This is a genomic window from Actinomadura rubteroloni (genome assembly GCF_002911665.1).
Lineage (GTDB): Bacteria > Actinomycetota > Actinomycetes > Streptosporangiales > Streptosporangiaceae > Spirillospora > Spirillospora rubteroloni.
Genome location: NZ_MTBP01000004.1, coordinates 68,341 through 92,977, shown reverse-complemented (window position 1 = coordinate 92,977; position 24,637 = coordinate 68,341). Strand labels below are relative to the sequence as shown.

Genomic DNA, 24,637 nt, shown 5'->3' with positions numbered 1-24,637 from the left:
CAAGGTATGCAGAAACATTCATTGCAACTTCCCCCCGAAGGAGGGACGGCCATGTCCGCCCGCAAGCCCGCGCCGACCGTCCGCCTGCGGCGCCTCACCGCCGAGCTGCGCCGCCACCGCCAGGCCGCCGGCCTGACGCGCGAGGACGTCGTGGAGCGGACCGGGATCAACGCCGCGACCCTGTACCGGATCGAGTCGGCCCGCGTCCGCCCGCAGCCCCGCACGCTGGCCGCCCTCCTGGAGGCGTACGCGGTGGACGAGCCCGTCCGCGCCGAGCTGACGACCCTGCTCAAGGCGGCCGGACAGCGGAGCTGGCTGCACACGCTGGCGTCCGAACTGCCCGAACGTTACGCCTCCTACATCGAGTTCGAGAGCGAGGCGCGGGAACTCCTCACCTATCAAAGCCTCCACATTCCGGGCCTGCTCCAGACAGCGGACTATGCCCGGGCGGTGACACGCGGGTCCCTGCCGGACGCCGGGGCCGAGGACGTCGAGCGCCGCGTCGAGGCCCGGCTCAAGCGGCAGGCGGCGCTCACCGGGACGAAACCGCTCCGGCTGTGGGCGATCGTGGACGAGGCCGCGCTGCGCCGCTCGGTCGGCGGCTCGAAAGTCATGGACGCACAACTCGCCCACCTGCGCGAAACAGCCGAATCGCCATCGGTCACCCTTCAGGTGATTCCGTTCGATGCGGGCGCCCATCCCGGACTTGTCGGCTCATTCACACTGATGCGCTTTCCCGAGGCCGTGGGCCCGGAGGTCGTCTACATCGAGAGCCAGGCCGGAGACCTGTTCCTCGAAGAGCCGCAGGACGTTGACAGGTATAGGGTTTCGTTCGAACATTTGCGGGCAGTGGCGCTGAGCCCGACGGCGAGCGCCGCGGCGACGTATCGGAATTGACCGGAAAGAGGAAGCACAATGGCCGAAGTGCCGAACGCCCAGCGCATGTGGCGGAAGAGCTCCGTGAGCGGGGCGACGGAGTGCGTGGAGATCGCGCCGGACGCGGCGGGCGTCCTGATCCGTGACAGCAAGCGTCCCGAGGGCGGTCTGATCCCCGTGGCCACCGGCGCGTGGACGGCCCTGATCGGTGACATCAAGACCGGGCGGATCACCCCCGCCTGATCCCCGGTGGAGCGGTCCCCGTCCCGCTCCGACTTCCCTCCCGATTCATTTTGCGGCGCGGTGGCATATTTTCCGGAGATCCCTTTGTCCACCGCTCACGGAATCGCCTTGACGTTCGGCGAATGAGAGAACACCCGCACTTTTGAAGAACTGGGAAGATTGTCCGGTTCACTGTACGTCTCACTGAACCGGAATCAACCTTCCGGTCGGCACGGTCGTTCATTCCGCGCCGATCCGGAAAGCGTCCGGCCGGGCCGGGCGCACGACGGAGAAGCCGCGGAACCCGCACCTCCTCACGGCACGGGTTCCGCGGCGGTCACCGGGCCGGGACGCGCTCCAGGACTCCCCCCGCGAACACGTCGTACAGGCCGAGCGGCTCCAGGTGGACGTAGCCGATGTGGCAGTCGCACACCGCCAGCGGGCACGGCCGGGGACGCAGCGCCGCGCGGAACGACCCGTCGTAGAGGTTGCCGAGCACGTCCGGGACGAAGTGGCAGCGCCGGACCGTCCCGTCGCCGTCCACCGAGACCACGCTGTCGCCCGTCCGGCAGGGCAGGCCGCGGCTCGGGTGCGCGCGGCGGCTGTGGCCGAACAGCGGGTCCAGGGCCGTCCAGTCCGCCGCCTCGGCGTCGGTGTACGTGCGTCCCTCGGCGGCGTTGACCCACAGGTAGACGCCCGGCGGCAGGTCGGCGCGCAGGCGGCGCGCGGCGTCCAGGTGCTCGGGCTGGCCGACGATCCCGACGCTGAACCGCACCCCGCGCTCGTCCAGCTCACGGCATCGGCCGAGGAAGCGCTCGTAGGGCACCTGGCCGGGATGGTAGGTCGCCCACAGCGCGAGCCGGAACAGGTCGGCGTCGCCGGTCCACGCGACGCGGTGGCTGAGGTTGGTCTGGATCGCGACGCGCTCGACGTGCGGCAGCCGGCTCAGCTCCACCAGCGCCCGCCGGTACCAGGACCGGACGAGCCCCTCCCCCCACGGCGTGAACAGCACCGACACCGGATGCCCGCACCCGGCGACCCACGCGGTGAAGCGCTCCAGCGCGGCGCGGTCGGCGCGGAGCTGCTCGGGCGTGTCGCGGCGCTTGGCGAACGGGCAGTACGGGCAGTCGTAGTCGCAGCTCGCGAGCGGACCGCGGTACAGGATCGTCAGGTGGTCCATCAGCGGGCCTCATAGGCGTCCATGAGCGCGCGGACGCGCGGGGAGAACAGCGCGGGACCGATCGCGTCGGAGTGCGCGAGCCCTTCGGGGGTGAGCCGCAGGACGTCCGGGGTCTCGGCCAGCCAGCCCCGCTCGGCGAACGGCGCGAGGTCCAGGTGATCGGCCGCGTCGCCGCCGAACCGGGCGCGGTAGGCGGCGCGGTCCAGGCCGCCGGCCTGGAGCAGGGACTGGACGGCGTGCCGGCGGCGCCGCTCGTCCTCGTCCAGCGCGAACCCGACGCGGGCGGTGCCGAAGTCGCGCGCCGCCACGTAGTCGTCGATGATCGCCCGGACGTGCCGCGCCTCGACCGCGTACTCGAACGAGTAGTGCAGAGCGGACGTGTAAGACCGTGCCCCGGCGCCGAGGCCGACCATCCCGTCGGTCTGGCAGCAGTACTCGGTGCCGCCGCCGGTGCCGGGACGGCGGAACATCCGCATCGACACCTGTTCGTATCCGGCGGCGAGCAGGTGGTCGCGGCCGATCCGGTACAGCTCCAGGCGCTGGTCGTCCCAGTCGCGGGCGCGGCGGCCGAGCCCGGTCAGCGGCCGGACGTACAGCGGGTACAGGTACAGCTCCTCCGGTTCCCAGGCCAGCGCCGCGTCCAGCGAACGACGCCAGGTCGCGGGGGTCTGGCCGTCGATGCCGTAGATGAGGTCGATGTTGAGGACGTCGAACCCGGCCGCGCGGATCCGGCCGAGCGCCGCCTCCACCTCGGCCCGCTTCTGCGGACGGACGGCCGCACGCGCCTCCTCGTCCAGGAAGCTCTGCACGCCGATCGAGATCCGGGTGGCGCCGTGCTCGGCGAGGACGGCGAGCCGGTCGGCGGTGGCCGTCGCCGGGGACGTCTCGACGCCGAGCGGGACGCCGGTCGCGAACCGTCCGGCGATCCGGCAGAGCCGGTCCAGCTCGGGCGCGGTGAGGTAGGTGGGGGTGCCGCCGCCGAACGCGGCCGTCGCGAACGTCGCCGGGCCGAGCGCGGCGGCGACCGCGTCGGCCTGCCGGTCGAGCGCGTCCAGGTAGGCGCGGGTCAGGTCCTCTGGGGCACCCGTGCGGGTGAACAGGTTGCAGAAGCCGCAGCGCATCTCGCAGAACGGCACGTGCAGGTAGAGGAAGAGCGCGTCGCGGGCCTCGTCCGCCCAGACGTCGGCGAGCGCCGGCGCGGGGTCGAGCGGCCGGTAGGCCGTCTTGTGCGGGTAGGCGTAGACGTAGGAGCGGTAGACGTCGCTCGTCGCCCGGTCGATCAGTTCAACGGTCATGTCAGGAGGAACTCCCCGTACGGAACGGTCCAGACGACCTCGTGGCCGATCCGGTGCCCGGTGTGGCCGTCCTCCCCGTAGGCGGTGCCGTGGTCGGAGCAGACGATCACCAGGCTCGGCCGCCGCAGCAGCCCGAACAGGCGGCCGAGGCCGGCGTCGGCGTGGCGGAGCGCGGCGGCGTGGCTGGCGCGGGTGTCGCCGTCCGCGCGGGTCGCGCCGGGCAGGTAGAACCAGTTGGGCTGGTGCAGGACGGCGACGTTGAGCAGCAGGAACAGCCGCCGGGACGCGGGCAGCCCGGCGAGGACGGCCACGATCCGGTCGACCTGGTGGCGCAGCGAGTCCGGATCGGTCACGCCGAACTCCGGCTCCCAGTGCGCCTCGGCGAACAGCGACGGCAGCGCCGAGCCGAGCGCGGTCCGGTTGTTGAAGAAGCCGACGCCGCCGACGCAGACCGTGTGATACCCGGCGTCGGCGAGGCCGGTGGGCAGGTCGGCGGCGTCGAACGTCCAGGTCTGCGGCGCGGTCGTCTCGCTGCCGGGGAACGCGGCGGCGAACAGGCGCGGGTGCGGGCCGGGCGCGGCCGGGGTGGGCAGGAACCCGGCGAGCATCGCGGCGTGCGCGGCGTAGGTGAAGCTGCCGGGCGTGTGCCGCTTCTCCCAGCGTCCGCCGGGCAGGACGGCCGCCAGGTTCGGCGTCTCCCCCGCCGCGCACAGTTCCTCGGCGACGTCGTGGCGCAGCGTGTCCAGGGTGACCAGGACGATGTCGTGCGTCCCGACGATCCGGTTCATGTCGAGCACAGGGCCTCCCGCGCGGCGGCGATCTGCGCGGCGTAGGTGTCGCGGCCCTCGGCGGGGCCGCCGGGCAGGCCGGTGAGGTTCGGCAGCAGGTCGCCGAACGCGTTGACCTCGCCGACCGCGACGCGGCGTCCGCCGAGCCCGACCAGCAGGTCCACGCCGGCCATGAGCGTGCCGGGGAAGCACGCCGCCGCCCGCGCGCAGACGTCGAGCGCGGCGGCGAACCCGTCCGGGCCGAGCAGGTCCCGGACGGCGCCGAGGTCCCCGCGCGTCCCGCCGAGGTGCAGGTTGGTGAGCGGGCCGCTGCCGACGCGGGCGACGGCGTGGGTCGGGACGCCGCCGACGACGACCACGCGCAGGTCGAACGGACGGCCGTCCAGCGACGCCTTCGGCAGCCACCGCTCGACGTGCAGGCCGTCCGGGGCGAGCGCGCCGATCAGCGCCGCGACCTCCTCCTCGGTCTCGTAGGAGCGCAGCCGCAGCGAGTTGACGAGCCCGCCGGGGCCGAACGCGGCGGGCGTGACGGCCTTGACGCGTCCCGGCGCGGTCTGCAGCGCGACCACGCCCGAACCGGACGACCCGTGCGCGGGCTTGACGAACACGCGCGGCTCGCCCGCCTCGGCCATCGCCGCGCGCAACTCCGCATAGCCGGTTACCTGCGGCAACGCGGGCGGGACGGGCACCCCGGCGGCGGCGAGCCTGGCGTGGCAGCGGCGCTTGTCGAACATGACGGCGATCTCGTCGGCGTCGCACGTGCGGTGGATCCCGGCCGCGTCCGCCGCCGCGACGACCCGGCGCAGCGCGGCCGTGAACGCCGCGTACCAGGCCGCGCCGCCGCCGACGCGCGCCGGGTCGCCGGGGCCGCGCAGCAGCGCGTCGGACTCGGGGCTCTCGCCGGGCGAGTCCACGCGCAGCACGGTGCCGGGGGCGAGGACGAGCGGGGCGCCGCGCAGCACGTCCGGCCAGCCGACGACGTCCGGGTCGGGCAGCCCGGACGCCCGGCAGGCGGCGGCGAACAGCGCGACCCGCCGGTCGCCGGGCGACCCGACGACGGTGTACCTCACTCCGAGACCGCCACGAAACGCCAGTCCTCGTCCGGGTCCTCCCGCTCGGAGAGGTCGAGGTCGACGCCGGGCAGCGCCGCGCGCGCCCGCTCGATCATCGGGTCGGTGACGAAGTGGTGGTGCAGGTCGAGCCTGCGCAGGTGCGTGAGCGGCTGGCCGGACAGCAGCGCCTCCATGCCGGTGTCGCCGAGCGCGCCGAGCGCCAGGCTCAGCGACTCCAGCCGCGCGACGACCGGCGCTCCCGCCAGCGCCGCGGCGATCTCGTCGGCGATCTCGGCGTTCTCCAGCCCGAGGCGCCTGAGCGCCGGGAACCGCTCGCCACCGAGGACGGGCGCGAGGTCCTGGACGGTCGCGTCGCCGCCGTACTCGCCGGTGCCGAGCCACAGGTCCAGGTGCTCCAGGGCGGGCAGGTCGGACGCGCCGACCGTCCGGACGATGCCCGCGGGCAGTCCGCCGGTCTCGAACCGCAACGTCTTCAGCGCGTCGCTCTTGAACGGGTCGAGCGTCAGGCCCTCCGAGCCCCGGACGTCGAACCGCTCCAGGGCCGGGAACGCGGCGAGGAGCGGGCCGATGTCGCCGTGCTCGATCCACGACACCTCCGACTCCTCCAGCACGATCTCGCCGAAGAACAGCGACCGCAGCTTCGGGAAGCGCGCGGCGGCGTCGGCCAGCAGCGCGACGGGGTAGTTGGCGTTGCCGCGCTCGCTCGGCCCCCAGTACCCGACGACCAGCGCCGTGATCTCGGCGGTGTCGACCGTGTCGAGGAAGCGGGCCCACAGCTCCGCGAACGCGCCTTCCTTGTAGCTCTCGGAGCGCACCCGCCACGCGTGCCCGGCGGCCGGGACGTCCGGCGCGGAGCCGGACGTGAACTCGGCGATCGGCAGGCCCGCGTACTCGGTGATGTGCCGGCTGATGGTCATGGATTCCCTATTCCGAGACGGTGATGAAGCGGCGGTCGCGGTCGGCGGCGATCTGCCCGCCGGAGTCGATCTCGACGCCCGGCAGCGCGGCGCGGAGCCGGTCCAGCAGCGCGTCGCCGACGAAGTGGTGGTGCAGGTCGAGCTTGCGCAGGTGCGTGAGCGGCTGGCCGGACAGCAGCGCTTCGGCCCCTTCGTCGGCGAGGGTGCCGAGCGCCAGGCTCAGCGACTCCAGCCGCGCGACGACCGGGGCGCTCGCCACCGCCGCCGCGAGGTCGTCGGCGGTCTCGGAGTTCTCCAGCCCGAGGTGCCGGAGCGCCGGGAACCGCTCGCCGCCGAGGACGGGCGCGAGATCGTCCACCGTCGCGTCGCCGCCGTAGATGCGGGTGCCGAGCCACAGGTCCAGGTGCTCCAGCGCGGGCAGGTCGGACGCGCCGAGCGCGCGGACGAGCGAGGCGGGCAGCCCGCCGGTCTCGAACCGCAGCGTCTTCAGCGCGTCGCTCTTGAACGGCTCGAACACGAGGCCCGTGGAGCCGCGCACGTCGAGCCGCTCCAGATCCGGGAAGGCGGCCAAGATCGGGCCGATGTCGGTGTGCTCGATCCAGGAGACCTCCGACTCCTCCAGCACGATGTCGCCGAGGAACAGCGACCGCAGCTTCGGGAAGCGGGACGCCGCGGCGGTCAGCAGCGCCACGGGGTCCGCCTCGTGCTCGTCGTACTCCGCGCCCCAGTAGCCGATCAGCAGCGCCGTGACCTGCGTGGTGTCGACGGTGTCGAGGAACCTGTTCCAGACCTCGTTGAACGGGGTCTCCTCGAACTCGGTGCGGACGCGCCAGGCGTGGTCGCCGGCCGGGGGCAGCGGCGGCGCGCCCGCGGCGTCGATCACGTACTCGTTGGTGAACTCGGCGACGAGCTGACCCGCGTAGGTGTCCAGGTGGTGGTCGATGGTCATCGGGGGGTTCGCCTTTCAGGGCTATTCGGACACGGCGATGAAGCGGAACTCGCGGTCGCCGACGACGGACGGGTTCCGGGGGCGGCTCAGGTCCACGTCGGTGCCGGGCAGCGCGGCGCGGAGCCGGGCGGCCAGGACTTCGCCGATGTAGTGGTAGTGCAGGTTGAGTTTCCGCAGGTGGGTCAGGGGCTGGCCGGTGAGCAGCGCCTCGGCGCCGCGGTCGGACAGGGCGCCGAGGGCGAGGCTCAGGGACTCCAGGCGGGCCACGAGCGGGGCGCTCGCCAGAGCCGCCGCCAGGTCGTCGGCGATCTCGGCGTCCTCCAGGCCGAGGTGGCGCAGAGCGGGCAGGCGTGCGCCGTCCAGCAGGCCGGCGAGGTCGGCGGGCGTGGCGTCGCCGCTCTGGTTCGCGGTGCCGAGCCACAGGTCCAGGTGCTCCAGGGCGGGCAGGTCGGACGCGGCGACCGCCCGGACGACCCCGGCGGGCAGTCCGGCGCTCTCCAGGCGCAGCGTCCGCAGCGCGGTGTGCCGGACGGGTTCGAGGCGCAGCCCGGCCCCGCCGCGCACCTCCAGGCGCTCCAGCGCGGGGAACGCGGTGAGCAGCGGCGTGATGTCGTCCTGCTCGATCCACGACATCTCGCTCATCTCGGGCGGAATTTCGCCGAGGAACAGCGACCGCAGCGCCGGGAACCGGTCGGCGGCTTCGGCCAGCAGCGGGACGGGGTAGTCCTCCTCGCCGTCGCCGGGCAGCCCCCACGCGCCGAAGATCAGCGCCCGGACGCGGGACGTGTCGACCTGGTCGAGGAAGGCGTCCCAGACGTCCCGGAAACGTTCCTCGTCGGACACGCGCCAGGCCAGGTCGGCGGCCTCCTGCGGCGTCACGGGCGCGGGGTCGCCGTGCTCGGGCAGCCGCCCGGAGTCGAAGTCGGCGACGATCTGTCCCGCGAACTCCGTGCGCATGTCGTAGTGGTTCATCGGCCCTTCCGGATCTTCGTCCGGACTGTCCTACCAGCCGTGAGCGACATTTCCGGGCAAGACGCCGAAACGGCCCCGGTCCCGGTGCGCGAACACCGGGAGCGGGGCCGTCGGCCGGACGGTCAGGACGGCAGCACCGAGCCCTGGTACTTGTCCTGGATGAACGTGCGGACCTCCGGGCCGGTCAGCAGCGCGACCAGCTTCTTGATCTTCGGGTCGTCCTTGTCCTCGGGACGGGTGACGATCCCGTTGACGTACGGGTTGCCCGCGGCCTTCTCGCTGACCAGCGCGTCCTTGGCCGGGTTCAGCCCGGCCTCCAGCGCGTAGTTGCCGTTGATGACCGAGGCGTCCACGTCGCCGAGCTGGCGCGGCAGCGACGCCGCGTCGGTCGGACGGAACCTGATCGCCTTCGGGTTGCCCGCGACGTCCTTCTCCGTCGCGGTCTGCCCCGCGCCCGGCTTCAGCGTGATCAGCCCGTTGTCGGCGAGCAGCCTCAGCGCGCGGCCCTCGTTGGTCGGGTCGCTCGGCAGCGAGACGGTCGCGCCCCGCCGCAGCTCCTGGAGGCTCCCGACCTTCTTGGAGTAGACGCCGAGCGGTTCCAGGTGGACGCCCGCGACGAACACCAGGTGCTCGCCGGTCTTCTGGTTCGACTCCTCCAGGTACGGCTTGTGCTGGAAGTAGTTGGCGTCGAGCTGCTTGGACGCGAGCGCCGGGTTGAGCTGCTCGTACTCGCTGAACTCCTTGACCTCGATCTTGAGGCCGGCCTTCGCGGCGAGGTGGTCCTTGACGTAGGTGAGGATCTCGGCGTGCGGGACGGACGTGGCGCCGATCGTGAGCGTGTCGTCGTCGTCCGCCGATCCGCCGCAGGCGGCCAGGCCGAACAGGAGCCCGGCGGACGCGAGGGCGGCGGTGAGCTTGCGGAGCACGGGGCGTGCCTCTCTCTTCGGGTGGGAACGGGCTCAGCGGTGGCTGAGCCTGCGGGCGAGCCGGTCGCCGAGCATCTGGACGAGCGCCACCAGCACGACGAGCAGGACGACGATGACGAGCATCATCCCGGTCTCGAACCGCTGGTAGCCGTAGCGTTTGGCGAGGTCGCCGAGCCCGCCGCCGCCGATCGCGCCCGCCATGGCCGAGTAGCCGATGAGCGCGATGACCGTCACCGTCAGGCCCGCGACGATGCCCGGCCACGCCTCGCGCAGCAGCACCTTCACGACGATCTGGCGGCGGGACGCGCCGAGCGCGAGCGCCGCCGCGACCGTCCCGGGCTCCACCTCGCGCAGCGACGTCTCGACCAGCCGCGCGTAGAACGGGATCGCGGCGATGGTGAGCGGCGGGATCGCGGCGGTCGTGCCGATGGACGTGCCGACCATCGCGGTGGTGACGGGGATCAGCGCCATCAGCAGGATGATGAACGGGACCGCGCGGCCGACGTTCACCACCAGCCCGACGGCCTTGTTGACGGGCGGGAGCGGCAGCAGCCCGCCCCGGTCGGTGACGACGAGCACGACGCCGAGCAGGACGCCGCCGAGCGCCGTGAACAGCGTCGACCACAGCGTCATCTGGAGCGTCTCGATCGTGCCCTGCCGCAGCAGCGGGAGCATCTCGTCGAACGTCATGACCGCACCTCCACCACCAGGCCGGACGAGCGCAGGTAGTCCAGCGGCGCCGCGTTGGCGGCCGGGTCGCCGGGCAGTTCGATCCGGAGCCGTCCGATCCGGGTCCCGCCCGCCTGCTCGACCGACCCGCCGACGATGTTGACGTCGATGTCATGGGTGCGGGCGAGCGCGGACACGAACGGACGGTCGGCGCCGTCGCCCTCGAACGTGACGTCCACGAGCGTCGTGCCGGGACGCGGGTCGGGCGGCGGCAGCGGGAACAGCCCGCGCGCCAGCTCCGATCCGGGCCGCAGCAGCAGATCGCGGACCGGGCCCGATTCGGTGAACCGCCCGTCCCGCATCACCGACGCCGCGTCGCAGATGCGCCGGACGACGTCCATCTCGTGCGTGATCAGCAGGATCGTCAGGCCGAGCCGCCGGTTCAGGTCGCGCAGCAGCTCCAGGATCGACGCGGTGGTCTCGGGGTCGAGCGCGGACGTGGCCTCGTCCGACAGCAGGACGTTCGGGCGTCCGGCGAGCGCGCGGGCGATGCCGACGCGCTGCTTCTGCCCGCCGGAGATCCGCGCCGGGTAGGCGGCGGCGTGCTCGGTGAGGCCGACGAGGTCGAGCAGTTCGGCGACGCGGGCGGTGCGCTCGGCGCGCGGGACGCCCATGACCTCCAGCGGGAACGCGACGTTCCCGGCGACGGTCCGGCTGGACAGCAGCCCGAAGTGCTGGTGGATCATCCCGATGCGCTGCCGCGTGCGGCGCAACTCGCCGCCGGGGAGCGCGAGCAGGTCCCGGCCGTCCACGACGACGCGGCCGGAGTCGGGGCGTTCCAGCAGGTTGACGCAGCGCAAAAGAGTGCTCTTGCCCGCGCCGCTGCGGCCGAGGACGCCGTGGACGGTCCCGGCGTCCACCGTGAGGTCGACGCCGTCGACGGCGGTCACCGTGCGGCCGCGGGCCTGGTAGACCTTGCGAAGTTTTTCTATCTGAATCACAGGAAATAGGTCCCGGGAGAGATGCGGGTTCAGGTCGACGGACGCGGACCGGCCCGGCGGATCAGGAAGGGGTCGCCCTCAGCGGCGCGCGCACATCGCCGTGCGGCTCCCCGGGACCGGGGGACGGCACGGCGGACAGGGGCGGGCGACGGTCATGTCACGAGTTAACACGCTCGACACAAATGTCGTCAAACGTGCAGGCCCGCCGACCTGCGACTATGGCGCGATTCACAGCCGTCCGGACCCGTATCCGGCGGTCACCGACCCTGAGCCGGTCGTGAGGTCCAGCAGGCCGGCCGCCCGGAGGTCGGGCAGCGCGGGATCGACCGCACGGTCCCCCGACCCGGTACTGCCCGCGACCCGGTAGTGCGTGCCGGGCGGGACGGTCACCGCCACCTCCCCCGACCCGGCCCGCGCCGACACCGAGCCGGGCGCGTCCGCGAACGCCAGCCGCACCGTCCCGGACCCGACCCGCGCGACGACCCGTCCGGCCAGCAGGCCCGTCGCGGCCAGCTCGCCCGAGTTCGCCTCGAAGTCCACCGGCCCGGACGTGCCCGCGAGGTCGAGCGTGCCGCTGTGCGTCCGCATCGTCACGGCCCCGGCCAGGCCGCGCACCGCGACCTCACCGGACGACGACGTGGACGTCACCGCCGTGCCGGGCGGGACGCGGAAGTCCAGGTCGGCGCCGCAGTCCAGGACCGGGACGACCTGCGTCCGCCGCCCGCAGTCGACCTTGACCCACAGGACGTCGCCCGCCCACGTCGTCCGCACGACGGGCCGGGCGAGCGTCCAGGTCAGCCGCTCGTGCAGGCCCACCCGCCCGGCCGGTCCGGCGCTGAACACCGCGCGCGTGTCGCCCGCGTCGATCCGGACCTCGCGGACGGGACGGGCGAAGGTGACCGGCACGTCCGCCGTCCGCCGCAGCACATGGCTCGCGATCTCGCCGCCGACCGGCACGACCACCCCGGCCGCCGTCAGCGCGGCGAGCGCGACCCAGCGGCCCCGGCGGCGCGGACGGCCGGTCACGCGTCGCCGTCCAGGAAGCGCAGCACGGCCAGCACGCGCCGGTGGTCGCCCTCGGCGTGCGGGAGGTCGAGCTTGGTGAAGATCCCGTTGATGTGCTTGGCGACCGCGCTCTCGCTGACCACCAGCGCCGCAGCGATCCCGGCGTTCGAGCGTCCCTCGGCCATCAGCTCCAGCACCTCGCGCTCGCGCGGCGTCAGCCGGCCGAGCGGCCCGCCGCCCCGGCGCAGCAGGAGCTGCGCGACGACCTCGGGGTCCAGCGCGGTGCCCCCGGCGGCGACGCGGCGCAGCGCGTCCAGGAACGTCGAGACGTCGGCGACGCGGTCCTTCAGCAGGTAGCCGATGCCGCTCGTGTGCTCGGCGAGCAGGTCGGCGGCGTAGCGCTCCTCGACGTACTGCGACAGCAGCAGGACGGCCACGTCCGGCGACTCGCGGCGGATCACCAGCGCGGCGCGCACGCCCTCGTCGGTATGGCCGGGCGGCATCCGGACGTCCACGACCGCGAGGTCCGGCCGGTGCTCGGCGACGGCGGCCAGCAGCCCGGCCGCCTCCCCGACCGCCGCGACGACCTCGAACCCGGCGGTCTCCAGCAGCTTGATCAGCCCGGCCCGGAGCAGGACCGAGTCCTCGGCGATCACAACGCGCACGGCAGCTCCACGGTCAGGGCGGTCGGGCCGCCGGGGGGACTCACGACGCGGAACGTCCCGTCCACGGACCGGACGCGGCGGGCGAGCCCGGCCAGCCCGGTGCCGCGCGCCGGATCCGCGCCGCCCGCGCCGTCGTCGGCGACGCGGACGCGCAGCGTGGGGCCGTCGCGGACGACGGCCACCTCGACGCTCGCCGCGCCCGCGTGCTTCACGACGTTGGTCAGCGCCTCGGCGACGACGAAGTACGCGACGGCCTCGACGGTCGAGGCGACGCGTTCGGCGACGTCCACGCGCAGCGTCACCGGCAGCGGCACGCGCGCGGCGACGCCCGACAGCGCGGCGTCCAGGCCCCGGTCCGCGAGGACGGCGGGGTGCAGCCCCCGGATGAGGTCGCGCAGTTCGGCGAGCGCCGCCTTGGCCTCCTCGTGCGCCTCGACGATCACGCGCCGGGCGGGCTCGGGGACGTCGGTCAGCGTCTCGCGGGCCAGGCCGAGGTTCATCGCGAGCGCGACCAGGCGCTGCTGGGCGCCGTCGTGCAGGTCGCGCTCGATGCGGCGGCGCTCCAGGTCGGCGGCGTCCACGACGTCGGCGCGCTTGCCCGCCAGGTCCTCGACGCGGCGCTCCAGCTCACGGGCGCGGTCGGGGCCGAGCAGCGCGGCCATCGCCCGGACGTCCAGCCGCCGCACCCCGGCCGCCAGCCACGGCGCGGCGGCCAGCAGCGCGAGCCCGGCGAGCGTCAGCCCGGCGATCAGGAGGGCGGCGTGCGGCGGCCAGAAGACCGCCGTCGCGAGCGCGGCCCCGCCCGCCCAGGCCAGCGCGACGGCCGCCGCCGCGCCGCCGAGCAGCGGCCCGACGACCAGGTGGTAGAGCAGTTCGCGGCCGAGGTCGCGGCGCGGGTCCTCGGCGCGCAGGGCGCGCAGGAGCCCGCCGGGACGGGCCGGCGGGACGGGCAGGTCCCTGCCGAGCACCGCCCACGCCCGCTCCCGGTGCGCCCGGGTGAGCGGCCGGACGAGCGCGAGCGCCGCCGCGCACGACGCCAGCAGCAGGGACAACACCGACCCGGCGCGCTCGGGGACCCAGAACGCCCAGGGCAGCGCGAGGAGCGTCCAGCAGGCGGCCTGGAGCGGCGCGCCGGACAGGACGAAGAGCGTGTCGCGCCACGCCTCCCGCGACCACGGCAGGCGCTCCGCGGCGGGGAGGTCCATGCCCGGAACCCTACGGTTCGCGGCGCGGCGGGCACCATGCGGCGAACTGCCGGTCCGGGCTGTACCTGGTGCCACCCCCGGCCGGAACGCCGCGCTACCGACAGACGCGGTCGGCGCCGGAAGGCTGGGGGGACGACCCGAGGGGAGTCCCGATGACCATGACCACCAGCCTGCCGCGCGTCCGGGCCGGGCACCGCACCGGCCACCTGCCGCGCCTGCTGCTCGCGGCGGGCGCGGCGCTCGTCCCGTGGGCGTGCGCCCTCGCGGCGCGGCTCCCGGCGACCGGCGAGGCGGCGCACTGGGCGACGGCCTGGACGGGCCTGGACCTCATGATCGCCGCCGGATTCGTCGCCACCGGGGCCCTGCTGCGACGGGGTGACCCACGTCACGGCCTGACCGCCGCCGGGACCGCCGCGCTGCTCGTGGCGGACGCCTGGTTCGACGTCCTGACGGCCGCGCCCGGAGCGGACCGGACGGTCGCGATCACCCTCGCCGCCGTGGCCGAAATACCCCTTTCGGCACTGTGCTGCGCACTGGCCGTCCAGGCCCTCCCAACTGCGACTTCACCGAACCTTTCCGCGCCGACAGGAGATTGATACCGGCTGAACGGGAAGAGAACGACCGTCTGCGCAAAACCTCACGAGCCGGACCTTTAGAGTATGTGCGGCGGCGGTTCCGCGCTCGCGGAGGCATTGGCCGGCCCAGCGAAGACAGAGGTCCGATCATGAACGATCACGAGGTGAACGAGGAGTGTCTGCGCCTCCTCCGTGACGGCCTGCCCGACACCCGCACGGGGGTGCCCGACGTCGGCCTGACGTTCCTCCCGCTGTGCCTGGACGTGGACGGCGACGTTGCCGTCGTCACCGTCCTGACGTTCGACGAGACCGGGAACGTTCCCGGCGAGAGCTTCATCGACGGCTGGACGTTCCACCGCCGCAACGGCGAGTGGATGGCCCTCGGCGGCGGGGGCGGCGCCGCGCCCGCCGAGCCGCTGGCCCGCCGCTCGGCGGCCGAGCTGGGCCGCCATCTGCGCCGGTACGGCAGCGGCCGGACGGTCCGCAACGCCGACCGGCTCCTGCCCTGGGGCGCCAAGTACGTCAACCAGGTGCGGCTGCGGGTCGCCAGCGAGGCCACGCAGATCCGCGTCGGGCGGCGGGTGATCCCGGTACCGCAGCACGGGCACGTCGCCGTGGTCTGGACGGCCCGCCGGGCGCCGCTCATCGAAGCGCTCGACCCCGCGGGGACGGTCCTCGACGCGCTCGAATTGGAGCGGTCCCAAACGCCCGAGCACAACTCCGCCTGACCCCGTTCCCGCACGTCACAGCCAGCCGAGGTCGCGGGCGGCGCGGACGGCCGCGTGCCGGTTGTCCACGCCGAGCTTGGTCACCGCCGACGACAGGTAGTTGCGGACCGTCCCCTCCGACAGCCCGAGCCCCCGCGCGATCCTCGCCACCGGCGCCCCGTCGGCGGCGGCGCGCAGCGCGTCCAGCTCGCGCGGGGTCAGCGGGCACTCCTCGGCGGCGAGCGCGTCGGCGGCGAGCTGCGGGTCGATGTACCGCGCGCCGCCCGCGACCTGCCGGACGACCTCGGCGAGCCGCGCGCCCGGCGCGTCCTTGCCGAGGAACCCGCGCACCCCGGCGGCCATCGCCCGGCGCAGGTTGCCCGGCCGGCCGTGCGCGGTGACGATCACCAGCCGGCACGCGGGCAGGTCCCGGGAGAGGCGTTCGGCGGCGGCCAGGCCGTCCAGTCCGGGCATGTCGATGTCGAGGACGGCCACGTCCGGTTTGAGCGCGAGCGCCCGGTCCACGGCCTCGTCGCCCCGGCCCGCCTCGGCGACGACCTCGATGTCGTCCTCGGTGCCGAGCAGCAGGACCAGCGCCTCCCGGATGAGCAGGTGGTCGTCGGCCAGCAGGACCCGGATCATGGCTCTCCCCTCGGGACGGCGGCGGCGACGCGGAACGTCCCGTCGCCGACCGGACCGGCCAGGAACTCCCCGCGCGCCGCCGCGATCCGCTCGGCGAGCCCGGACAGCCCCGAGCCCGCGCCGTGGGCGCGGCGGCCCGCGCCGTCGTTGACGATCTCCAGCCAGACCTGCGCGTCGTCCGCCCAGACCGTGATCAGGCACCAGGTCGCGCTGGAGTGCCGCAGCACGTTCGTCGCGGACTCGCGCGCGACCCAGCCGAGCGGTTCGTGGACGTGCGCGGGCAGCCCGGCGCCGACCTCCGGGCGCTCGCAGCGGATGCCCGCCGCGCGCAGCACCGCCGACATGCCGTCCAGCTCGGTGCGCAGCGACGTCCGGCGGTGGCCGCGCACGACCTCCCGGACGTCGCGGACCGCGTCCCGCGCCATCGTCTGGATCTCCGCCAGCTCCTTGCGGACGCGGCCGGGATCGCGGTCCAGGAACCGTTCGGCGACCTCGGCGCGCAGCGCGACGGCCTGGAGGCTGTGCCCGAGGACGTCGTGCAGGTCGCGGGCGAACCGCAGCCGCTCCTCCCCGACCGCCGACCGCGCCATCTCCGCGCGTGCTTCCGCCAGTTCCTGCACGACGTGGAAGAACCACACCGTCACGAAGCCGGAGAACGCGGTGAGTGGGATCGCGACCGCCGCGTACAGGACGGTCGGCGTGGGCTGCCCGAGCGCCAGCCCGTAGGCGGGCGCGAGGAGGGTCGCGGCGGTCGTCACGGCCGTCGCCGCGCGCACCGGGAGCACGACCGCGAACAACCCGGCGGGCGCGATCAGCGCGCTGCCCCAGCCGCCGTCGCCGCGCAGCAGCGCGGGCAGCAGCCAGCAGCCCGCCGTGACCACCGCGAGCCCGGCCGCGTGCCACGGGCGGGACCGGCGCATGAGGCTCGCCCACAGCATCCGGCCGTACAGCGCGAACACCGCGCCGACGAGCGTCCCGGCGAGCGCGAGGCGGGCCGGGTCGCCGCGGCCGAACAGCTCCGCCCAGAACCCGGGCGCGAGCAGGCCGGCCATCGTCACCAGCGTCATCGTCACGGTGATCGCGGCGATGACGGTGGGGCGCGGAATCCTCGGCTGCACCCGGCTGCCCGCCTCTGCTCGCTCCGCCCGCTTCCTGCGGGTGCCTCAGCGTATGTCAGTCGTCACGCCGGTCACGCCGCGCGCAGCCCCGGGACGGCCCGCGCCCCCGCCGCCTCGGCCGGCGCGGTGACCAGCACCGTCACGCCGTGCGCGGCGGCGAAGCGCAGCACCGACCAGACGCGGTCGGCGTCGCCGCGTTCGAGGCCGTGCGCGGGGTCCTCCAGGAACAGGACGTCCGAGCGGCCCACCAGCGCGAGCGCCAGGTCCAGCAGCCGCCGCCGGACGGGCGTCAGCCGCTCGAACGGCACGTCCGCCAGGCCGGTGAGCCCGGTGAGGCGCAGCGCGTCGTCGCGGCCGATCGGGTCCAGCGTCCAGCGGCGCCAGGTGTCGACCACCTCGGCGACGGTCAGGCCGGGGAACAGCCCGCCCTCGCGCCACACCGCGCCGGACCGGACGGCGCCGGGCCGCTCGTAGGGGTCGGTCCCGGCGACGCGCACCGTCCCGGCCACCGGCCGCCGCACCCCCGCCGCCGCCTCCAGCACCGCCGTCGCGCCCTTCCCGCGCAGCACGCCGATCTCGCCGGCCGCCAGCGCGAACGAGACGCCGCGGACGGACTCGTCCTCGCCCGCACGGACGTGCAGGTCGCGTACCTCGATCACATGTGCCGTCATATCCACGATCGTTCCGGTTCCGGGGCGTCCGGGGCAGTCACGGCCGTCAGGAACCGGCCGTGAGGATCGCGGGGACGACCCGTGACGAATGTCAGGCCCGGACGAGCGTGTCCGGCCCGAGGTCGCCGGGCCCGGTCAGCCCGGCGAGCGCCAGCGTGAGGTCCAGGTCGGCCAACAGCGACCGCAGGACGTGCCGGACGCCCGCCTCCCCGCCGAGCGCGAGCCCGTAGGCGAACGGACGGCCCACGAGCACCGCCCGCGCGCCGAGCGCCAGCGCCTTGATCACGTCCGAGCCGGTGCGGATCCCGCTGTCGAACAGGACGGTCAGCCGGTCCCCCACGGCCTCGGCGACGACGGGCAGCGCGTCCAGCGAGGCGACCGCGCCGTCCACCTGCCGTCCGCCGTGGTTGGAGACGACGACGCCGTCCATGCCCGCGGCGGCGGCGCGCCGGGCGTCGTCGGGGTGCTGGACGCCCTTGAGCACGATCGGGCCGCTCCAGCGCTCGCGCAGCCACGCCAGGTCGTCCCAGGTCAGCGCGGGGTTCCCGAACTGCCCGACCCAGGTGAGCAGGGCCGCGTCGCGGTTGGCGTCGGTGACGGGCCCGCCGACCATCGCCTGGAAGACGGGGTCGCTGAAGTAGTTCTGCACGCCGACGGCCCGCAGGAACGGCAGGTAGGCGCCGTCGAGGTCGCGGGGACGCCACGCGAGCGTGAACGTGTCCAGCGTGACGACCAGCGCTTGGTACCCGGCGGCCTCGGCGCGGGCGACCAGGCTGGCGGCCAACTCACGGCTCTTGGGCCAGTAGAGCTGGTACCAGCGCGGACCCGTCCCGGCGGCCTCCGCGACGTCCTCCAGCGCGGTCGAGGACGCGGTGCTCAGCACGCTCGTCAGGCCGAGCGCGGCGGCGGCGCGGGCGGTCGCGCGCTCCCCGTCGGCGTGCAGGATGCTCTGCACGCCGAGCGGCGCCAGCAGCACCGGCGCGGGCATCCGCTGCCCGAACACCTCGACCGACAGGTCACGGACGGAGACGTCGCGCAGCAGCCGCGGAACGATCCGCCACCGATCGAACGCCTCCCGGTTGAACCGGGCCGTCCGCTCGCTGCCCGCCGACCCCGCCACGTACCCGAACGCCCGCGCGCTCAGGACATCCCGCGCCGCGTCCTCCAGTTTCGTGAGATCCGTCGGGAACCCGGGCAGCACGTCCCCGAGGCCCGCCAGATAGATCTCGTTCTGGAAGTCCGCAGGCGTGCTCACTGTGCTCCCCGCTCGCCTACGGCGCGCTCACAGCCGCGCGCTTCCCTCGTCCCTCTGGTCGCAAGCTCCCGCCGCTCCTCAGTCCAGCGCGCGGCGCGCGCCTCCGGCGTGCTCATGGGCGCGTCCCCTCGTCGGAGATGATCGTGGTCAGGGCCGCCACCGCGTGGTCGCGGTGCTCGGCGAGCAGCGCGACCAGCCGGGCGGCGTCGCGGGCGCGCAGGGCGGCGACGATGGCCGCGTGCTCCCGTTCGACCGTCTCCCGGTGGGTGGGCGCATTGTAGTAAACCGACCGGTACGCGTCGGTGGCGTCCCACAGCGACCGGACGACCCGCACCAGGCGCGGCAGCCGGGACGCGCCGAGGATCGCGAAGTGGAAGCGCCGGTTCGCCTCGGTCATCGCCGCGAGGTCGCCCGCGGCCGACGCAGCCGCCACGTCCCGCTGCGCGGTCACGACCTGTTCCATCTCGGCGTCGGTGAGGTGGACGACGGCCGTCCGCGCCGCCTCCGACTCCAGCAGCTCGCGCATCAGGTACACCTCGCGCAGGTCCGCGAGCGACAGCTCGGCGACCGCGTAGCCGTGGTGCGGCCGGTGGACGACCTGCCCCTCGCCCTCCAGGACCTTCAGCGCCTCGCGGACCGGCACCCGGCTCACCCCGAGCGACGCGGCCAGGCTCTCCTGCCGGATCGGGCGGCCGGGCCGCAGCTCGCCCGCGACGATCGCCCGGCGCAGCTCGGTGAGCACGTAGTCCTGCACGGTCGGCGGCCGGGCCATGGGCCTCCCTGGACGAAATGTATATTGGATCCAACTTTACCCCGGGAAGGGATGTTCGCATGCGGCCCCTGGACGGCGTGCTCGTCGCCGACTTCAGCCGCGTCCTCGCCGGCCCGCTCGCGACGATGACGCTGGCCGACCTCGGCGCGACCGTCGTCAAGGTCGAGCGCCCCGGCACCGGCGACGACACCCGCCGCTGGGGACCGCCCTGGACGGACCGCTCCAGCACCTACTTCGCGGGCCTCAACCGGGGCAAGCACAGCGTCGCCCTCGACCTGGACGACCCCGCCGACCGGGCCGCCGCCGTCGAACTCGTCCGGCGCGCCGACGTGCTCGTGCAGAACTTCCGTCCGGGCGTCCTCGCCCGCTGCGGCCTCGACGCCGAGAGCGCGCTGGAGCTGAACCCGAGGCTGGTCTACACGTCCGTGTCGGGCTTCGGCGCCAGCGCAGACCTGCCCGGCTACGACTTCGTGGTGCAGGCGGCGGGCGGGCTGATGAGCGTCACCGGCGCCGCCGACGGCGAGCCGACCAAGGCGGGCGTCGCGCTCGTGGACGTCCTGACCGGCAAGGACGCCCTGATCGGCATCCTCGCCGCCCTGCGCCAGCGCGAAAGCACCGGACGCGGCCAGCACGTCGAGGTCAACCTGATGTCCAGCCTGCTCGCCGGACTCGTCAACCAGGCGTCCGCCTACCTCGCGACCGGCGCGGCCCCGGCGCGGATGGGCAACCGGCACCCCAGCATCGCGCCCTACGAGACGCTGCGCTGCGCGGACGGCCCGCTCGCCGTCGCCGTCGGCAACGACGCCCAGTTCCGCCGGTTCGCCGCCGCGCTGGACCGTCCCGCGCTCGCCGACGACCCCCGGTTCGCCGCCAACGCCGACCGCGTCGCGCACCGCGACGCCCTGGTCGCGCTGCTGGAGGACGCGCTGGCGGCCCGCCGCGCGGACGCGTGGGAGCCCGTCCTGCACGCCGCCGGGATCGCGTGCGCCCGCGTCAACGACGTCGGCGCGGCCGTCCGGTACGCCGAGGACCTCGGCCTGGACCCGGTGCTCGACCTCGGCCCGGACCACCCCGGCCAGATCAGGCCGCCGGTGACGTTCTCGGCCACCCCCGCCGGGACTGCCCTGCCGCCGCCCGGCCTCGACGAGCACGGCGACCGCGTCCGCGCCTGGCTGCGCGGCCCGGCCGTCCCGTTCCCCGAAGGAGAAGCATGAGCGTCCCGTTCGACCCGCGCGACCCGCTCGCCGTCGATTCCCTGCTGTCGGCCGAGGAGATCGACATCCGCGACACCGTGCGGAGCTTCTGCGCGGAGAACATCACCCCGCACGTCGCGGAGTGGTTCGAGCGCGGCGAACTGCCCGGCGTCCGCGATCTGGCCCGGGAGATGGGCAAGCTGGGCCTGCTCGGGATGCACCTGCAAGGCTACGGATGCGCCGGGACGAGCGCCGTCGCGTACGGCCTGGCCTGCCTGGAGTTGGAGGCGTGCGACTCGGGCATCCGGTCGCTCGTGTCCGTCCAGGGCTCGCTGGCCATGTACGCGATCTGGCGGTGGGGCTCGGAGGAACAGAAGCGGCAGTGGCTCCCGCGCATGGCCGCCGGGGAGGCCATCGGCTGCTTCGGCCTCACCGAGCCCGACCACGGCTCCGACCCCGGCTCGATGCGCACGTCCGCGCGCCGCGACGGCACCGACTGGGTGCTGAACGGCCGCAAGATGTGGATCACCAACGGGTCCGTCGCGGACGTCGCCGTCGTGTGGGCGCGTGCCGAGGACGGCGTCCGGGGCTTCGTCGTCCCCACGTCCGCGCCCGGGTTCTCCGCGCCGCTGATGCACCGCAAGATGTCGCTGCGCGCCTCGGTGACCAGCGAACTCGTCCTGGACGACGTCCGGCTGCCCGCCGACGCCGCGCTGCCGGACGGCACCGGGCTCAAGGCGCCGCTGAGCTGCCTCAACGAGGCCCGCTACGGCATCGTCTGGGGCGCCGTCGGCGCGGGACGCTCCGCGCTGGAGACCGCCGTCGACTACGCCGGGACGCGCGTCCAGTTCGGCCGTCCCATCGCCGGGTTCCAGCTCACGCAGGCCAAGCTCGCCGACATGGCCCTCGAAATCCACAAGGCGCTGCTGCTCGCGCTGCACCTCGGACGGCTCAAGGACGCCGGCCGGCTGCGTCCCGAACAGGTCAGTTTCGGCAAGCTGAACAACGTCCGCGAGGCGCTGGACGTGTGCCGGACGGCCCGGACGATCCTCGGCGCCAACGGCATCTCGCTCGAATACCCGGTGATCCGGCACATGAACAACCTGGAGTCCGTCCTCACCTACGAGGGCACCGCCGAGATGCACGCGCTGGTGATCGGGCAGGCGCTCACCGGGATCCCCGCCTTCCGCTGAGCGCGCCGTGCGCAACTGTCACCGGGAGCGGTCACAATTGTGCGCATGGCACGACGCGGATCCCAGGCCCCTCCCCCGCCGGACTTCGACGAGAACATCGTCGACATCGACGTCTCCGAGGAGATGCGCGGCAGCTACCTCGAGTACGCCTACTCGGTCATCTACCAGCGGGCGCTGCCCGACGCCCGGGACGGCCTGAAGCCCGTCCAGCGCCGGATCCTGTACTCGATGAGCGAGATGGGCCTGCGGCCCGACCGGGGGCACGTCAAGTGCGCCCGCGTCGTGGGCGAGGTGATGGGCAAGCTGCACCCGCACGGCGACAGCCCCATCTACGACGCGATGGTCCGCATGGCCCAGCCGTGGGCCATGCGGATGCCGCTGGTCGACGGGCACGGCAACTTCGGCTCGCTCGGCGGCGACGACATGCCCGCCGCCATGCGGTACACCGAGGCGCGGCTGTCCCGCGAGGCGATGCTGATGGTCGCCTCGATCGACGAGGAGACCGTCGACTTCCGGCCCAACTACGACGGGCAGGAGCAGGAGCCGGAGATCCTCCCGGCGGCGTTCCCGAACCTGCTCGTCAACGGGACGTCCGGCATCGCGGTCGGCATGGCCACCAACATGGCCCCGCACAACCTCGGCGAGGTCATCGCGGCGGCGCGGCACCTCATCGACCACCCCGACGCCACGTTGGACGACCTCATGCGGTTCGTCCCCGGCCCCGACCTGCCGACGGGCGGGCGGATCGCCGGGCTGGACGGCGTCCGCGACGCCTACGCCACCGGGCGCGGCACGTTCCGCACCCGCGCGACCGTCCGGATCGAGAACGTGACGCCGCGCCGCAAGGGCATCGTCGTCACCGAGCTGCCGTACGCGGTCGGTCCCGAGCGCGTCAAGGCCAAGATCAAGGAACTGGTCAACGCCAAGAAGCTCAACGGCATCGCCGACCTGAAGGACCTCACCGACCGGACGGTCGGGCTGCAGCTCGTCATCGAGATCAAGAACGGCTTCCACCCGGAGGCGGTGCTGGCGGAGCTGTACCGCCTCACGCCGATGGAGGAGACGTTCGGGATCAACAACGTCGCGCTGGTGGACGGCCAGCCCCGCACGCTCGGCCTGCGCGACCTGCTCGGCGTCTACGTCAACCACCGCATCGACGTCGTGCGGCGCCGCTCGGAGTTCCGCCGCCGCAAGCGCGCCGACCGCCTGCACCTGGTCGACGGCCTGCTCGTCGCGCTGCTGAACATCGACGAGGTCATCCAGGTCATCCGGCAGAGCGACGACGCCGGGCAGGCCCGGCAGCGGCTCATGCAGATCTTCTCGCTGTCGGAGATCCAGGCGCAGTACATCCTGGACACGCCGCTGCGCCGCCTCACCCGCTTCGACCGGCTGGAGCTGGAGAAGGAGAAGGAGCAGCTCGCCAAGGAGATCGCCGAGCTGACCGCGATCCTGGAGTCGGAGACCAGGCTGCGCAAGGTCGTGTCGCGCGAGCTGGCCGACGTCGCCAAGGAGTTCGCGACCCCGCGCCGGACGGTGCTGCTGGAGGCGTCCGGCGAGGCCCGCACCGCCGACGTGCCGCTGGAGGTCGCCGACGACCCGGTGCTCGTCCTGCTGTCGGCGACGGGCCAGCTCGCCCGGACGCAGGGCGCCGCGCCCCTGCCCGCGGACGGCGGACGCTCCGCGCACGACGTCCTGCTGTCGGTCGTCCCGGCGACGGCGCGCGGCGAGTTCGGCGCGGTGACCTCGGCGGGCCGGATGATCCGCGTGGCCGTCCTGGACCTGCCCGCCCTGCCGCCCTCGGCGTCGCCGCCGTCGCTGGCGGGCGGCGCGCCGGTCACCGAGTACGTCGATCTGGAACCGGACGAGACGGTCGTCGGTCTGGGCTCCCTCACCGGCGCCGGGGGCGGCCTGGCGCTCGGCACCGCGCACGGCGTCGTCAAGCGGGTGGTGCCGGACTTCCCCGCCAACCGGGACGAGTTCGAGGTCATCACCCTGAAGGACGGCGACCGCGTCGTCGGCGCCGCCCAGCTCCTCTCCGAGGACCACGACCTGGTCTTCATCACCACCGACGCGCAGCTCCTGCGCTACAAGGCGTCGATCGTCCGGCCGCAGGGCCGCACGGCGGGCGGCGTGGCGGGCATCAAGCTCGGCGCGGACGCGCGCGTCCTGTGGTTCGGCGCGGTCGACCCGTCCCGTCCGTCCCGGGTCCTGACCGTCTCGGGGTCGTCGGAGGCGCTGCCCGGCACGCAGACCGGCGCGGTGAAGCTCGCCGACTACGCCGACTTCCCGCCCAAGGGCCGCGCGACCGGCGGCGTCCGCTCGCACCGCTTCCTCAAGGGCGAGGACGCGCTGATCCTCGCCTGGGCCGGTCCCGTCCCGCTCCGCGCGGCGACCCCGGACGGCAGGCCGGCGGACCTGGACGTCGAGCTGGGCCGCCGCGACGGCTCCGGCGAGCGGCTCCCCGCCGCCCTCGGCATGGTCGGCGGCCCCATCGGCCCGTCCGCCCCGGAGACCCCCGCCGCGCCCGAGGAGTGACCCGGCCCGCGCCCGCGCCGCCGCGAGGCGGCGCGGGCGCGCGAGCCCGGCGGAGCCAGGTGATCGCCGCACGCACGAACCCGCGTTCGGGCGGACGCGGGTGAGCGGCGTCCTGACGGGGCGACGGATGCGTTGATCTTCGTGGGGCGCGCGGGCGGACGAGATGCCGGGGCGCGTTCCCGCGGGGTCGGCGGCCGGTCGTGATCGTTCCAGTTCCGCCGATCCGCGGGCGG

The 24,637-nt window shown here is 74.3% G+C and carries 25 protein-coding genes; 7 read left to right on the top strand and 18 right to left on the bottom strand.

Translation table 11 applies throughout. The features are described 5' to 3' along the window. Nucleotides 1–51 precede the first annotated feature (51 nt). On the top strand, nt 52–897 hold the full coding sequence (locus BTM25_RS24680; RefSeq protein WP_103565416.1) for a helix-turn-helix domain-containing protein: 846 nt from the start codon (nt 52–54) through the stop codon (nt 895–897). A gap of 18 nt (nt 898–915) precedes the next feature. After that, on the top strand, nt 916–1,119 hold the full coding sequence (locus BTM25_RS24675; RefSeq protein ID WP_328589676.1) for a DUF397 domain-containing protein: 204 nt from the start codon (nt 916–918) through the stop codon (nt 1,117–1,119). Between the two features lie 316 nt (nt 1,120–1,435). Here BTM25_RS24675 and BTM25_RS24670 read toward each other — a convergent pair whose 3' ends face one another. From BTM25_RS24670 to BTM25_RS24610, 13 genes are all read right to left on the bottom strand, one after another. After that, nucleotides 1,436–2,278, bottom strand: a complete 843-nt coding sequence (locus BTM25_RS24670) for an STM4011 family radical SAM protein (protein ID WP_103565415.1) — start codon at nt 2,276–2,278, stop codon at nt 1,436–1,438. Continuing rightward, nucleotides 2,278–3,573, bottom strand: a complete 1,296-nt coding sequence (locus BTM25_RS24665) for an STM4012 family radical SAM protein (RefSeq protein ID WP_103565414.1) — start codon at nt 3,571–3,573, stop codon at nt 2,278–2,280. Before BTM25_RS24665 ends, BTM25_RS24670 begins: the two co-directional genes overlap by 1 nt. Then, nucleotides 3,570–4,361, bottom strand: a complete 792-nt coding sequence (locus BTM25_RS24660) for an STM4013/SEN3800 family hydrolase (RefSeq protein ID WP_103565860.1) — start codon at nt 4,359–4,361, stop codon at nt 3,570–3,572. Before BTM25_RS24660 ends, BTM25_RS24665 begins: the two co-directional genes overlap by 4 nt. Beyond that, the gene (locus tag BTM25_RS24655; protein ID WP_103565413.1) at nt 4,358–5,431 is read right to left on the bottom strand and encodes an STM4014 family protein; all 1,074 of its coding nucleotides are present in this window, start codon (nt 5,429–5,431) and stop codon (nt 4,358–4,360) included. Before BTM25_RS24655 ends, BTM25_RS24660 begins: the two co-directional genes overlap by 4 nt. Then, entirely contained in the window at nt 5,428–6,351 is a 924-nt protein-coding gene (locus tag BTM25_RS24650) for an STM4015 family protein (RefSeq protein ID WP_103565412.1), read from the bottom strand. Before BTM25_RS24650 ends, BTM25_RS24655 begins: the two co-directional genes overlap by 4 nt. 7 nt (nt 6,352–6,358) lie before the next feature. Next, nucleotides 6,359–7,300 (bottom strand): STM4015 family protein, encoded by a 942-nt coding sequence (locus BTM25_RS24645; protein ID WP_103565411.1) that lies wholly within the window; start codon nt 7,298–7,300, stop codon nt 6,359–6,361. Nucleotides 7,301–7,321: 21 nt separating this feature from the next. Then, nucleotides 7,322–8,272 carry an STM4015 family protein gene (locus BTM25_RS24640; protein ID WP_103565410.1) on the bottom strand — a complete coding sequence of 317 codons (951 nt, stop codon included), beginning with the start codon at nt 8,270–8,272 and terminating at the stop codon, nt 7,322–7,324. Between the two features lie 122 nt (nt 8,273–8,394). Continuing rightward, complete coding sequence (locus BTM25_RS24635) at nt 8,395–9,198, bottom strand: MetQ/NlpA family ABC transporter substrate-binding protein (protein WP_103565409.1); 804 nt, start codon at nt 9,196–9,198, stop codon at nt 8,395–8,397. Between the two features lie 33 nt (nt 9,199–9,231). Beyond that, on the bottom strand, nt 9,232–9,888 hold the full coding sequence (locus BTM25_RS24630) for a methionine ABC transporter permease (RefSeq protein ID WP_103565408.1): 657 nt from the start codon (nt 9,886–9,888) through the stop codon (nt 9,232–9,234). After that, nucleotides 9,885–10,868: a methionine ABC transporter ATP-binding protein gene (locus tag BTM25_RS24625; protein WP_103565407.1), complete on the bottom strand. Its 984-nt coding sequence runs from the start codon at nt 10,866–10,868 to the stop codon at nt 9,885–9,887. Before BTM25_RS24625 ends, BTM25_RS24630 begins: the two co-directional genes overlap by 4 nt. 228 nt (nt 10,869–11,096) lie before the next feature. Further along, nucleotides 11,097–11,894, bottom strand: coding sequence for a DUF4097 family beta strand repeat-containing protein (locus BTM25_RS24620; RefSeq protein WP_103565406.1), 798 nt, complete (start codon nt 11,892–11,894; stop codon nt 11,097–11,099). Then, a complete protein-coding gene (locus BTM25_RS24615; RefSeq protein ID WP_103565405.1) occupies nt 11,891–12,538 on the bottom strand; it encodes a response regulator in 648 nt (215 codons plus the stop codon). The genes BTM25_RS24620 and BTM25_RS24615 overlap by 4 nt, the downstream gene beginning before the upstream one ends. Further along, entirely contained in the window at nt 12,526–13,743 is a 1,218-nt protein-coding gene (locus tag BTM25_RS24610; RefSeq protein WP_103565404.1) for a sensor histidine kinase, read from the bottom strand. Before BTM25_RS24610 ends, BTM25_RS24615 begins: the two co-directional genes overlap by 13 nt. A 152-nt stretch (nt 13,744–13,895) precedes the next feature. On the opposite strand from BTM25_RS24610, the gene BTM25_RS24605 reads away from it, so the two are divergent. Then, nucleotides 13,896–14,339, top strand: a complete 444-nt coding sequence (locus BTM25_RS24605; RefSeq protein ID WP_103565403.1) for an LPXTG cell wall anchor domain-containing protein — start codon at nt 13,896–13,898, stop codon at nt 14,337–14,339. Between the two features lie 128 nt (nt 14,340–14,467). After that, nucleotides 14,468–15,046, top strand: a complete 579-nt coding sequence (locus tag BTM25_RS24600) for a hypothetical protein (protein WP_235828626.1) — start codon at nt 14,468–14,470, stop codon at nt 15,044–15,046. A 15-nt stretch (nt 15,047–15,061) separates the two neighbouring features. Here the strand turns inward: BTM25_RS24600 and BTM25_RS24595 are convergent, their stop codons facing one another. From BTM25_RS24595 to BTM25_RS24575, 5 genes are all read right to left on the bottom strand, one after another. After that, nucleotides 15,062–15,667, bottom strand: a complete 606-nt coding sequence (locus tag BTM25_RS24595) for a response regulator transcription factor (protein ID WP_103565402.1) — start codon at nt 15,665–15,667, stop codon at nt 15,062–15,064. After that, nucleotides 15,664–16,785 carry a sensor histidine kinase gene (locus tag BTM25_RS24590; RefSeq protein WP_103565401.1) on the bottom strand — a complete coding sequence of 374 codons (1,122 nt, stop codon included), beginning with the start codon at nt 16,783–16,785 and terminating at the stop codon, nt 15,664–15,666. The genes BTM25_RS24595 and BTM25_RS24590 overlap by 4 nt, the downstream gene beginning before the upstream one ends. A gap of 71 nt (nt 16,786–16,856) precedes the next feature. Continuing rightward, complete coding sequence (locus BTM25_RS24585) at nt 16,857–17,456, bottom strand: ATP-binding cassette domain-containing protein (RefSeq protein WP_235828624.1); 600 nt, start codon at nt 17,454–17,456, stop codon at nt 16,857–16,859. Nucleotides 17,457–17,547: 91 nt separating this feature from the next. Next, nucleotides 17,548–18,711: an alpha-hydroxy-acid oxidizing protein gene (locus tag BTM25_RS24580; protein ID WP_103565399.1), complete on the bottom strand. Its 1,164-nt coding sequence runs from the start codon at nt 18,709–18,711 to the stop codon at nt 17,548–17,550. A gap of 112 nt (nt 18,712–18,823) precedes the next feature. Beyond that, a complete protein-coding gene (locus BTM25_RS24575) occupies nt 18,824–19,483 on the bottom strand; it encodes a GntR family transcriptional regulator (RefSeq protein ID WP_103565398.1) in 660 nt (219 codons plus the stop codon). Nucleotides 19,484–19,542: 59 nt separating this feature from the next. On the opposite strand from BTM25_RS24575, the gene BTM25_RS24570 reads away from it, so the two are divergent. From BTM25_RS24570 to BTM25_RS24560, 3 genes are read left to right on the top strand one after another with little or no spacing between them, the layout of a single operon-like run. Then, nucleotides 19,543–20,697: a CaiB/BaiF CoA transferase family protein gene (locus tag BTM25_RS24570; protein WP_103565397.1), complete on the top strand. Its 1,155-nt coding sequence runs from the start codon at nt 19,543–19,545 to the stop codon at nt 20,695–20,697. Next, entirely contained in the window at nt 20,694–21,869 is a 1,176-nt protein-coding gene (locus tag BTM25_RS24565) for an acyl-CoA dehydrogenase family protein (protein WP_103565396.1), read from the top strand. The genes BTM25_RS24570 and BTM25_RS24565 overlap by 4 nt, the downstream gene beginning before the upstream one ends. Before the next feature lie 45 nt (nt 21,870–21,914). Continuing rightward, on the top strand, nt 21,915–24,404 hold the full coding sequence (locus BTM25_RS24560; RefSeq protein WP_103565395.1) for a DNA gyrase/topoisomerase IV subunit A: 2,490 nt from the start codon (nt 21,915–21,917) through the stop codon (nt 24,402–24,404). Nucleotides 24,405–24,637: the final 233 nt, after the last annotated feature.

Coding starts and splice junctions, on each gene's coding strand:
- BTM25_RS24630 (WP_103565408.1), bottom strand. CDS start 9,888: ATGACGTTCGACGAGATGCTCCCGCTGCTGCGGCAGGGCACGATCGAG.
- BTM25_RS24600 (WP_235828626.1), top strand. CDS start 14,468: ATGAACGATCACGAGGTGAACGAGGAGTGTCTGCGCCTCCTCCGTGAC.
- BTM25_RS24660 (WP_103565860.1), bottom strand. CDS start 4,361: ATGAACCGGATCGTCGGGACGCACGACATCGTCCTGGTCACCCTGGAC.
- BTM25_RS24605 (WP_103565403.1), top strand. CDS start 13,896: ATGACCATGACCACCAGCCTGCCGCGCGTCCGGGCCGGGCACCGCACC.
- BTM25_RS24575 (WP_103565398.1), bottom strand. CDS start 19,483: ATGGCCCGGCCGCCGACCGTGCAGGACTACGTGCTCACCGAGCTGCGC.
- BTM25_RS24595 (WP_103565402.1), bottom strand. CDS start 15,667: ATGATCCGGGTCCTGCTGGCCGACGACCACCTGCTCATCCGGGAGGCG.
- BTM25_RS24645 (WP_103565411.1), bottom strand. CDS start 7,300: ATGACCATCGACCACCACCTGGACACCTACGCGGGTCAGCTCGTCGCC.
- BTM25_RS24665 (WP_103565414.1), bottom strand. CDS start 3,573: ATGACCGTTGAACTGATCGACCGGGCGACGAGCGACGTCTACCGCTCC.
- BTM25_RS24680 (WP_103565416.1), top strand. CDS start 52: ATGTCCGCCCGCAAGCCCGCGCCGACCGTCCGCCTGCGGCGCCTCACC.
- BTM25_RS24670 (WP_103565415.1), bottom strand. CDS start 2,278: ATGGACCACCTGACGATCCTGTACCGCGGTCCGCTCGCGAGCTGCGAC.
- BTM25_RS24640 (WP_103565410.1), bottom strand. CDS start 8,272: ATGAACCACTACGACATGCGCACGGAGTTCGCGGGACAGATCGTCGCC.
- BTM25_RS24585 (WP_235828624.1), bottom strand. CDS start 17,456: ATGACGGCACATGTGATCGAGGTACGCGACCTGCACGTCCGTGCGGGC.
- BTM25_RS24675 (WP_328589676.1), top strand. CDS start 916: ATGGCCGAAGTGCCGAACGCCCAGCGCATGTGGCGGAAGAGCTCCGTG.
- BTM25_RS24570 (WP_103565397.1), top strand. CDS start 19,543: ATGCGGCCCCTGGACGGCGTGCTCGTCGCCGACTTCAGCCGCGTCCTC.
- BTM25_RS24610 (WP_103565404.1), bottom strand. CDS start 13,743: ATGGACCTCCCCGCCGCGGAGCGCCTGCCGTGGTCGCGGGAGGCGTGG.
- BTM25_RS24650 (WP_103565412.1), bottom strand. CDS start 6,351: ATGACCATCAGCCGGCACATCACCGAGTACGCGGGCCTGCCGATCGCC.
- BTM25_RS24565 (WP_103565396.1), top strand. CDS start 20,694: ATGAGCGTCCCGTTCGACCCGCGCGACCCGCTCGCCGTCGATTCCCTG.
- BTM25_RS24560 (WP_103565395.1), top strand. CDS start 21,915: ATGGCACGACGCGGATCCCAGGCCCCTCCCCCGCCGGACTTCGACGAG.